1 pseudogene is annotated in these 243 nt (G+C 56.8%); it reads left to right on the top strand.

Going from position 1 to position 243, the window contains the following annotated elements:
* Positions 1–243 (top strand): annotated as a pseudogene (locus R0J88_RS22765) (twitching motility protein PilT); the annotation flags it as partial.

Here is a 243-nt window from a genome sequence, read left to right as displayed (position 1 = left end):
GAACTGCTGGCTTTTTCGGCAAAACAGAACGCGTCGGATCTTCACCTGTCCGCTGGTTTGCCACCGATGATTCGTGTCGACGGTGATGTGCGGCGCATCAATGTGCCGTCAATGGATGACAAGCAGGTGCGCGCGCTGATCTACGAGATCATGAACGACAAGCAGCGCCGTGACTTCGAGGAATTCCTCGAGACCGATTTCTCCTTCGAGGTGCCGGGTGTCTCGCGCTTTCGTGTCAACGCC

The sequence above is a fragment of the Pseudoalteromonas sp. SIMBA_162 genome (assembly GCF_046535955.1).
GTDB classification, from domain to species: Bacteria; Pseudomonadota; Gammaproteobacteria; order Enterobacterales; family Alteromonadaceae; genus Pseudoalteromonas; species Pseudoalteromonas marina.
Note: the sequence above shows the minus strand (reverse complement) of the source record. Positions and strands in the feature narration are given on the sequence as shown.